Source organism: Marinilabilia sp., assembly GCF_016278715.1.
Taxonomy (GTDB): Bacteria; Bacteroidota; Bacteroidia; order Bacteroidales; family Marinilabiliaceae; genus Marinilabilia.
In genome coordinates, this window is record NZ_JADQBH010000291.1 from 1 (window position 1) to 9,842 (window position 9,842).

General features: G+C 43.0%; 7 protein-coding genes. 2 read left to right on the forward strand and 5 right to left on the reverse strand.

Features of this window, described 5'->3' with window-relative positions:
- On the reverse strand, positions 1-1,137 hold a 1,137-nt coding region (locus QZZ43_RS17790; protein ID WP_291862086.1), incomplete at its 3' end, for an alpha-L-fucosidase.
- A gap of 385 nt (positions 1,138-1,522) precedes the next feature.
- Between QZZ43_RS17790 and QZZ43_RS17795 the strand changes: the two genes are divergently transcribed.
- Entirely contained in the window at positions 1,523-2,743 is a 1,221-nt protein-coding gene (locus QZZ43_RS17795; protein ID WP_291862087.1) for a gliding motility-associated C-terminal domain-containing protein, read from the forward strand.
- 379 nt (positions 2,744-3,122) lie between these two features.
- Complete coding sequence (locus QZZ43_RS17800; RefSeq protein WP_291862089.1) at positions 3,123-4,070, forward strand: NYN domain-containing protein; 948 nt, start codon at positions 3,123-3,125, stop codon at positions 4,068-4,070.
- 306 nt (positions 4,071-4,376) lie between these two features.
- On the opposite strand, the gene QZZ43_RS17805 is transcribed toward QZZ43_RS17800, so the two are convergent.
- The 4 genes from QZZ43_RS17805 to QZZ43_RS17820 all read right to left on the reverse strand — a co-directional run.
- Positions 4,377-4,955, reverse strand: coding sequence for a nitroreductase family protein (locus QZZ43_RS17805; protein WP_291862092.1), 579 nt, complete (start codon positions 4,953-4,955; stop codon positions 4,377-4,379).
- Between the two features lie 61 nt (positions 4,956-5,016).
- Positions 5,017-5,595 (reverse strand): superoxide dismutase, encoded by a 579-nt coding sequence (locus QZZ43_RS17810; protein WP_367221725.1) that lies wholly within the window; start codon positions 5,593-5,595, stop codon positions 5,017-5,019.
- A gap of 849 nt (positions 5,596-6,444) precedes the next feature.
- Entirely contained in the window at positions 6,445-7,524 is a 1,080-nt protein-coding gene (locus QZZ43_RS17815) for a PorP/SprF family type IX secretion system membrane protein (RefSeq protein ID WP_291862096.1), read from the reverse strand.
- Positions 7,525-7,538: 14 nt separating this feature from the next.
- Positions 7,539-9,842 (reverse strand): PKD domain-containing protein (locus QZZ43_RS17820; protein ID WP_291862098.1); only part of this gene is annotated, 2,304 nt, incomplete at its 5' end.

Consider the following 9,842-nt stretch of genomic DNA (forward strand, 5'->3'; position numbering starts at 1 on the left):
ATTGTCTTTTCGGGTGATTTTATAGGCCGATGATTTGGTGTTGAACGGACTTCCTTTTGCGCTAAAGATGGCTTCCCGGTTAACTTTGATCCAGCGTCCGATATTTTTCAGTATTTCATTTTCTACTTCTGCCGGAGATCCATCGGCTTTAAGCCCAATGTTTAAAGAATAGTTGCCACCGGCAGAGATTACCCGGACCATTTCTCTGACCTTTTGACGGGCTGTCAGGTTTAGGTCAGTTGTGGAGCCACCTTTTTTATACGCTCTTGTTTCAGGGAATGCTGATGCCAGCATATTCCATGGGATGTCGGGAGTATTCTCCGGAAAAGTATTGAAATCGGTTGCGATAAAATCACCCATGTCATTTCCAATGCCGTCACTAATCAGGCATTCGGGTTGTAACTTTTTTACCAGCTGGCGTATTTCCCTGCTTTGTTCCGGAGTATTTAAGCCTGAGTAGAAATAAATCTCAGACACTGGCCCGTATTTGGTGAGTAATTCTTCTATTTGGGTTAAATTGGTTTGGTGATGTGCATCCGTGACAGGTGTGTTGTGATTCACCGATATGGGGCCGGCTGCTGGCAGATGCCAGTTGCAGAGTGAAAAACTCAGGCTGAATTGAATGTTCCCGGCATTGCAGGCATCTGCCATTTCGTTAACAAGATCGCGATGGAACGGGGTAAAATCCAGTGAATTAAATTCGGTTGTGGCGGTTTCGAATATACAGAATCCATCATGATGTTTGGCGTTAAGGACGATTCTTCTCATTCCAATGTCACGGGCCTGATTCACCAAATCATTGGCATCCCATTTTGCTGGGTCGAATTCGCGTGTTTTTCTTTCATATTCTTCTAGTGGGATGCCTGCTGATGCCCAGATGTTTTCAGCCGGACCCTCAACGGTTTTGTTTCCCCACTCTCCTTCAAAAAGAGAATAGGCACCAAAGTGAACAAACAGCGACAGCTTATCAGATTGCCATTCGGTTGCTTTCTTTCGGAAAATTTGTGATTCCTGAGACTCTTTTTCTGGTGTTTTAATCTGTTTTTCCTCTTCAGAAGAAGAACAGGCGGAGACCATTATGGCAAGGATGAACGGAGTGTAGAGGCGGAGTCTGTATATCAGGCTTTTATAATGCATAGTGTAAGTGGTTGATTTTTCCTTGTCAAAGATAAGAAATCCTGTGTGATGGGAGATGAATCTGTTCTATAGATTTGAATTTTTGGATTTTGGTTTCAGGGTTCAGTCAAAAAAACATATTTTTTGACAAATTCTTCGTTGTTTTAGGGAGTGTAATAACCTTACTTAAAAAGTTTTGGCTTTGGCATGAAAGTATTATACACCCTGAAATTTTTCAATTCTCATTGACAGCAGATCAACTCCGGTGAAAAAAAATAAAAGCTTCGATTTCGACAGCAATATACCTTTTTATCCTACTCTCAAAGCAGATTAACAATTAAATCCTCTTTCGATACGTTTTATTATTGTAATTTCGTCAATTATTCAATTTGTAAACGATTATAGAATGTTTTCAATTAGGTCTTTACTGTTGATTGTTGCTGTTTCGTTGGTGTTTTCAATGAATGTCAGCGGGCAGTTTTCTGCTGATAATGTAACTGTTGCAGAAACCAATTATGCTTCCGGTACACCTAATGATGTTGTGTTTTGCTTCCCGGAAGGTGCTGCAATGACCGTTCAATACGATTACTCCGGAACCAATGTTTCTTATAACTGGTTTCAGCACAATGTGACAGACAACACCTGGGATAACCCGCTTTCTGTTTCGGGCAGCCAGTTGTCTGTGAATGTACAGGGAGGATACCGGGTTGTGGTTGAGGACGACCTGGGCGATGTGGTAGCAGATGAGAGATGTTGGGTTTACAATAGTCAGGCAATAGTCAATGTGGAATCGGAAATTACCTTTGATGACTGCTTTGGGGTGGAATTGGCCGCATCTGCTGATACGGTTCCTCTGATTTTTTATGATCCTGCTGACGGAACTTTTGGCGGGGTAAATTATAACCTTTCATTTGAATGGTCTACAAGGCCTCTGACTGACGAGACGCATACCGGAAAAAGTGTTAGTTTCGATGCTCCATTTGAGGATGTGGCCTTTGTTGGAACTGTTTCTGATCGTTTTGGGAATGCCCTTGAATCAACTGTTGATTACACCGCGATTGCTGTCTCTGCCGTGTTTGAGACTGATTTGAAAAAAGATACTGTATTAAACGAACGTCATTCTGAAGCACAAGGCTCTGCGCCCATTGAAATAAAATTTAGAGACACTTCCAGAGGTGCCGTGAATGCCTGGGAATGGACTTTTGGTAATTCCGGTCGTTCGATAGAGCCTAATCCGCTTTTTGTTTTTTCTGAAGCCGGTACAGACAGTGTATTTTTGAAGGTGGTGAACCGTGATTCCGGTTGCGAAAGCCTCAGCGAACCTTTTATTGTGAATGTTTGGGAGTCGGAGCTGGAAGTTCCGAATGTCTTCACCCCCAATGGGGATGGAATCAATGATGAGTTTAGAGTAGCCTATAAATCAATTAAAAATTTTGAGATGGTTGTATTCAACCGTTGGGGACGAAAGGTTTATGAGGGAAATGATCCTGCCAGGGGCTGGGATGGTAAAGTCGGTGGAAAAATGGGAGCACCCGGGGTTTATTTTTATTACATCCGTGGAGAGGGCTATAATGAAAATGAAGTGCATAAAGCAGAGGGGCCCGTGCACTTGATAAGAGGGAAGTAAATTAGTCAGTAGTTTTTTGTCAATAGTGAGGGTTTCATTTACTGACATCTCCAAGAAACTAAGCGATGTCTTTTAAATAACACATTGTTAGAGGATCATGGCTTTTGCTTAATAAAAGCACCTCATTCGCAGGACAGAAGGTGTGGCGGACTTTGATCCCCAGCTGTTAAGTCTGTTAGCAACTTAATTGAGGAACTAATATAATCGCATCCTTTTTCCCATTAATATGTTGTAATTGAACCGCATTGTGAGTACCAATCCGAAAGGATAAATGTTGGGGAATAATCTATTTATGACAGTATGGTCAGGTCCATGGAAGAGGCCAAATCTATTATTTTCCCGAACAACAATTATAAGAAAGAATTAAAGAATTAAAAAAATGCAAATAGAAAAAAACAAGGAATTGATTCGAATAGGAATATTTTATGATGGAAATTATTTCTTTCATGTAAGCAATTACTACAACTACGTACACAGTAAGCACAGCCGCATCAGCATTTCCGGTCTGCATGATTTTATTCGCAACAAAGTTGCTTCTGTGGAGTATGGCCCCATGGGATTTGCACATTGTCAGATTGTAGATGCACACTATTTCAGGAGTCGTCCGGGAGCAGCCGAGGCAAGTCAGAAAGGAAATCTTTTGTATTACGAACGGGTATTTGATGATATTCTAATGTCAGAGGGCATTACTACTCATTATTTACCTCTGAGAAACAATGCAAATGGAGGAACTCAGCGTTTCGACAAAAGTATTGACGTGTTATTGGCGTTGGAAGCTTTTGAGTCGGCTTTTCATAAGCGATTCGATGTGATTGTACTGATTGCTTCAGATAGCGACTATGTTCCCCTGGCACGAAAACTCAACTCTCTGGGAACCCGTATTATGTTGTTGTCATGGGATTTTGAGTATCGGGACGATTATGGGAACCACCGGGTAACCCGGACATCCCAGGACTTATTGAATGTAGTTACTTACCCGGTCTATATGGAGGAAATTATAAATGAACCGAAACCTGAAGAGGTGCCATTGGTGGAGAGTCTTTTTGTAAATCGGGATTCTTCTTCAAAGGGGGAAAATGTTATTGCAAAGGAAGTTGAAGAGGAACCCCTCGGTGATGATTATGAAGTTAGTACCGTCTTGTCAGTGAAATCAGGATACGGGTTTATAAAATATCCGCCTGAAAACCTGTTTTTTCACTATGAAGCGGTGGTGGGATGCGACTTTAATGATCTTGAACCCGGCGATCAGGTGAAATTCAGGATTGTGACCAACGAAAAGGGTGATGATGTGGCAATGGATGTGGAATTAACCAGCCGCGCCAATTAATGAGTTTTATCACTATTGTCCGGAGAAACCTTTTTTTGAAAAAAGATTGTTTCGCTTTGCTTGCAACGCAGTGACGTAATCTTAATATTTTAACCGGATACCAATGATATTATATTTAAATAAAAACCACCACGGTTTTGCCGTGGTGGTTTTCGTTTTTAACATTTTATGTTTGAGCCCGGTCTAAAAAGCATCTTTAATGTCAAACCCATTGTTACTGAAAGTTTTTTCGAAACCTCATTAGCAATTAGTTAGCTTTGGCGCAAGGACTTTCAACGCCTTGATTTTGCCAAAAAATAAACCTTTTTATACCAGCTTCAGGATTATCTCATCCAATGCCCGCTTTGGAACATGATGTATCTGTCCCTCGTCGCGCCAGTACTTAATGTCGTCGTCTTTTAAGTCTTCAATAACAACCTGTTCGCGTGGTTTTCCAAGTGCGATAACTTCAACAATTTTCAGGTGATTTGGAATGTTCAGCGCTTTGGAAAGCTTTAACCGGTCAACGGAGCCAATAATGCAGCCACCCAGGTTTTGTTCCACAGCACCTAGGAGAATGCTTTGAATAGCAATTCCATCGTCACAAAAATAATTATCAGAGATTTTTGTGTCATTCAGGACTACAATATATGCCGATGGTCTTTCTCCTTTTTTTGGGCCCTTCCAATTTTGAAAATATCCGGCCCAGGAGAGGTGCGGGAAGATTTTTGCGTTGGTGTCGGCATCGCAGGATATTAAGTACTTGAGTGTTTGGGCATTTCGTGCCGATGGAGAGAGACGGGCCAGGTCAACAAGCCCTTCCAGGATGTACTGAGGGATACTCTCTTCCTCATAGAAACGGCGATAACTTCTGTTACGCCGGATTAACTCTTTTAGGTTATTCATGTGTTCGGTTAATTTTAAATATCAACTCCGGGATTTTTCCCGGAATTGATAAACTTAATTGTTAGAATCGTTTCCCTACAATGTCCCAGTCCACACAATTCCAGAATTTCTGAATGTAATCGGGACGTCTGTTCTGGTAATCCAGGTAGTAAGCATGTTCCCATACATCGCAGGTCAGAATAGGCGTCATCCCGTTGCGAAGCGGATTTCCGGCATTGCTTTCTTTGATGAGCTCCAGTTTACCGTTTCCGTTTTTTACCAACCAGGCCCAACCAGAACCAAACAGAGTTGTAGCTGTTTTGGTGAATTCTTCTTTAAATTTATCGAAAGAACCAAACGCTTCGTCAATGGCTTGAGCCAGAGGGCCGGTGGGCGAATTGCCTCCCTTGGGCGAAAAAGAAGTGAAATAGAAGGTATGGTTCCATACCTGTGCACCATTGTTAAAGATACCGCCATCGGCCTCTTTAATAATGGTTTCCAAATCAGCATTTTCAAACTTTGTTCCCGGAATCAGGTTGTTCAGGTTGGTTACATAGGCCTGATGGTGCTTACCATAATGAAATTCCAGGGTTTGCTTTGAGATGTTTGGTTCTAATGCATCCAAAGCGTAAGGCAGTTGAGGAAGTGAAAATTTCATAATTCTATGTTTTTTGTTAGTAAATAAGTTTTTATTCGCGGGTATCAAAGATGTTTTTAGTGAGTGAGATGAAATAAATTGACAGTTCTAAACATCGTAATTTTGTTCTTTAACGCCTTGTAAATACTGCTAAAAGCGGGTTCTTCAATGAGTCTTAAGTAAATTAGGGCCAAAAGAACAAGTATATGACATCAGGTTTTTTTACACATAATGTTTTAGACCAACAAAATTGTGAACACAACATTCTGAAGATTCAGACCATTTCTTTTTTCAGGCAAAAGTGGTAAAGCGTCAAAAATGTGTTTTTTATACTGTTGTTTGCTAGGTTAAAAAAGATACAAAAAGTTTGATATGCCCTTTATGTTTTAAAATTAAACCTGTCCAAAAAGAAATGTTTTCAAGTTCTTACAATTCTTGCTTGGTGCTGACCTTGACCTTTTTGGTTCCGGAATTGGTTTTTGTTGGTTTTGGAAAATCAAAACCTTACAAAATCATTATCGGGATCAGGGTTTAAGGGATGGAATCCCTTTTCTGAAAAATGTTTAGGACACTATTGGTTCAAATTCTTATTGTCTTTTTATTTTCCTAATCAACTAGTATCCAGTTAAGGAGAAGAGATGGCTTCATTATGTTCGCAATGACAGGCGTTTCTATGAAGCAGTCTAAATCTTAACTTTTCATCTTCCCCGGTCATCAGAAGTTCATTCTGTGGTTTAAAACTCTTTCATCCGACGATCCTAACAAATATAATAAAAAAAATAAAGAATAATTTCCGCATTTTTTAATTTACGTGATGCAATTTTGACTTTGCAGGGGAAAAGGGGCTTGGCAACATGAATTGAAGATTCAGAATCAGAAAATTCGTTTTCTTTTGTTACGGTATTTTCCAGTATTACCTTGGTCTATGAGGGGGTTGGAGGATGCCTGGCAAGGGACTGCCGGTCGCTGACCGCGGTTTCGCAGGCTGAAGTTCTGATTAAATTCGAAAATGAGTGAGAGCTCATGTGCTCCGGCCGAATTCCAACCCAGGTTGCTGATGGTAATGTCGTAGCTGTAACCAAATCTGAGAGCTCCGTGACGATACGAGAAGGAAACCACAATGGCATCCTGATTGAATTTGGAGTCTGTGTCATTTCCAAATACCGGCAGTCCCCTGTACCATAGCCCGATTTCAAGCGGGTCGTTGAACCAATATGCGCCAATGTCGGCCTGATTAAACTGTTCCTGATGCTGGATTCTGAAGGTGCCACTAAAGGAACGATCTCCTTTTATTCTACGTCTTTGTTCTGTCCAGAAGTTAATTCCACCAAAGAATACAAACTTGCGGGGGAGTTGCATTTGTTCCCCCAGAAAGGAATAATTGGGTGTTGCCAAATGATCGGCCGTGACACCCAACCACATGGCCGGACTATAAAACAATACAGAGGATGCAAAATCTACGTATTCCGCCTGTTCGTTGGTTAGTTGGTCCCACGAACCGGAAGCACCACCTCCTATTTGCTCATCGGCAAAACGAAGTTTGCCGAAGTCGATAGAGCGACTTCCATAGGCAAACTGGAGAGCAGGGACTACCTGCCATTGCTCTGTGAGTTGGATGTTGTAGGAATATTGAAAGGCAGCATGTGTCGTGGTAAGACCTGCACTACCGGCTTTGTCCTGAATGAGGAGAAATCCCAGACCACTGTTAAATGAGTTGAAATAGTTATCGAAGGAAACGGCGTAAGAGGAGAAGGCTTTTTCGATTCCTGGCCACTGGTTCCGATAGTTCATTACCAGGCGCCCTCCATCGGTTGCTCCTGCAAAGGAGGGGCTCAGGTAGAGTGGGGAGGCATAAAACTGGGAGAAATGTAGATCCTGCCCTCCCATATTTGCACCTGACATTAGAGTGAGAATACTCCAGAAAAGAATATATTTGAATCCGCTAATCTGCATAATTAACCCGTGTTTTATCGTAGCAGCGTTACGTCGCCAGCTTTTTCAATTCTTCTTCCATCGCTGAAAGTTGCTGTTACCCTCCAGATATACACTCCCTGTGGGGCTAACTTTTCGCGGTAATAGCCATCCCATCCCTGGTTGATGTCGGTTGTTTCAAAAAGCAATTCGCCCCAACGGGAGAAAATCTGTAGTTTGTATTCCACAATACCTTTCTGCATGAATGGGTAAAACACATGATTGGTGCGTTCTCCATATTGGTATTGTCCGTTGGAGGGCCCGTTTTTGTTGGGCGTGAAGGCATTGGGGAAATCGATCTCTCCTCCTTGCTGTGCTTTTACCGCGTCGGGAATGGTAATTTCATCTGTGCAACCATCCGCATTTTCGACTCTTAAGGTCACATCGAAACTACCTGTGCTTTGGTATGTGTGAGTGGGCGAAAACTCTACCGATGAGTTGCCGTCTCCAAAAGACCACTCCCAGTAATTGGCACCCTGCGACTTGTTCAGAAAGGTAACCTGGTCATCAGGGATGTAAACTACTTTAGGTATAGGTTCAAAAATTGCTGTGGGAGTGTTAAATATCTCAACGGTAACATCTTCTGCGGTAATGGTTCCTCCTGGACCATAGGCGGTTAAGCGTACGGTGTAGGTGCCCGGAACCCGGTAAGTGTGTGTGGGTTCCTTTTCATTGGATGATTGGCCATCTCCAAACTCCCACAGGTAGGATGTGGCATCCAGGGTGTTGTTGTAAAAGGAGATGGGAAGTGGTGGACAGCCGCTTTCGTCCTGTCCATAATCGATAGCCGGAATCATGGGTGTAATAGAAATAAGTTCAGAATGGGTGGCTTCACAGAATTGGCTGTAAGCTCTGAGCATTATTTCATAATCTCCGGACCCTTCGTATTGGTGGGGTTGTGGATTGGTTTCTTCGGATGTTGTTCCATCTCCAAAAGACCAGGAATAATTCCACGCTCCCGGTGTTAAGTTGTTTACCGATACGGTTCTTTCGGGCATTTGCTGCACCATGGGAGATACTTCGAAATTGGTAGCTGGTGACGCGTGGACGGTTACCATGGCAGTGGCTTCTTCCAGACATCCAAAGGAGGAAGTACCGGTAACAGATATTTGGTAACTGATGGCATCGGGTGTATTGTTCTCAAAAATATGGGAGGTCTGATAATTTCCTGTTTCGGTGCTTCCATCGCCAAAGTTCCATGAATAGCTTTTGGCACCCGACTGGGTCAGCAGTTCCGTGGTGAGTGGTGCGCATCCTTCCTGTGGCGAAGCGGTTAGTTCTATATCTCTTACCGGATAGACAGTAATGTAGGTGGAATAATTATCGGTGCATCCATAAGAGTTTTCGACCGTTAGCTTCACCGGTAACGATTGAACGAAAGCTTCTGAATTGGTGAAGATGTGGGCAGGATTCTCTTCCGGGCTCGTTACGCTTCCATCTCCAAAATCCCAGGTGTAAGCGGTAGCTCCTGTGGTTTGATTGGTGAAGGTTACACTCAGAGGGGAGCAGCCGGCCAGTGCGGATGCTTCAAATAGAGCTTTCGGATTGGGATTAACGATGATTTGGTAGTTTTGGGTGTCGTTGCAGTTACTACTGTTTCTCGCCTCAAGTATGATGTCGAATGTAACGGGTTCACTAGTATTTGTCTGGAAAATATGTGTGGGATTTTCCTGAGTACTTGCTGTGCCATCTCCAAAACTCCACTGATAGGTATCCGCATTGAGGGAAGTGTTCTCAAAAGTAATCTCCAGTGGAGAACACGATTCTGTTTTAAAGGGAGCTACATCGGCTTCTGCCTGGGGAAGGAAATCAACAACCTGATTGACGCTTCCCGAGCAGCCATCACCAGAAGTTTCTGTCCATATGAAGGTGTATTGCCCCGGCATGTCAACGACGACTGGGGTTGTGGGGTTACCGGCATTAGTAAAAGTGACATTTCCGGGCCCGGCAGAGGTGGTCCAGATGCCAGTTCCAATATCAGGAATGGCTTCCAGATTTGTTGTTAAACCGCAAATTACAATGTCGTTTCCTGAGGTTGGGGTTGGACTTTCCGAGAAACTGATTGAAATAATGTCTGAATCGGTGCATCCATTCAATTCCAGATTCCATGATAATTCATACGTTCCATAAGTGTCGGTTGTGATGGTTGCTCCCGGTAAAGTGGCGTCGTCGAATGAGAGGCTGCCCGGTCCAGAAATTACCTGCCACAAACCAATTGCTGTGCCGAACTGGTTGCCATTAAGCTGGTGCGTCAGCGAGCAGACCTGCTCGTCGGGGCCGGCATCTGAAACGGGTTGTTC

Excerpts from the sequence above, each read along its gene's own strand:
- QZZ43_RS17795 (WP_291862087.1), top strand. The coding sequence starts at position 1,523 with ATGTTTTCAATTAGGTCTTTACTGTTGATTGTTGCTGTTTCGTTGGTG.
- QZZ43_RS17800 (WP_291862089.1), top strand. The coding sequence starts at position 3,123 with ATGCAAATAGAAAAAAACAAGGAATTGATTCGAATAGGAATATTTTAT.
- QZZ43_RS17805 (WP_291862092.1), bottom strand. The coding sequence starts at position 4,955 with ATGAATAACCTAAAAGAGTTAATCCGGCGTAACAGAAGTTATCGCCGT.
- QZZ43_RS17815 (WP_291862096.1), bottom strand. The coding sequence starts at position 7,524 with ATGCAGATTAGCGGATTCAAATATATTCTTTTCTGGAGTATTCTCACT.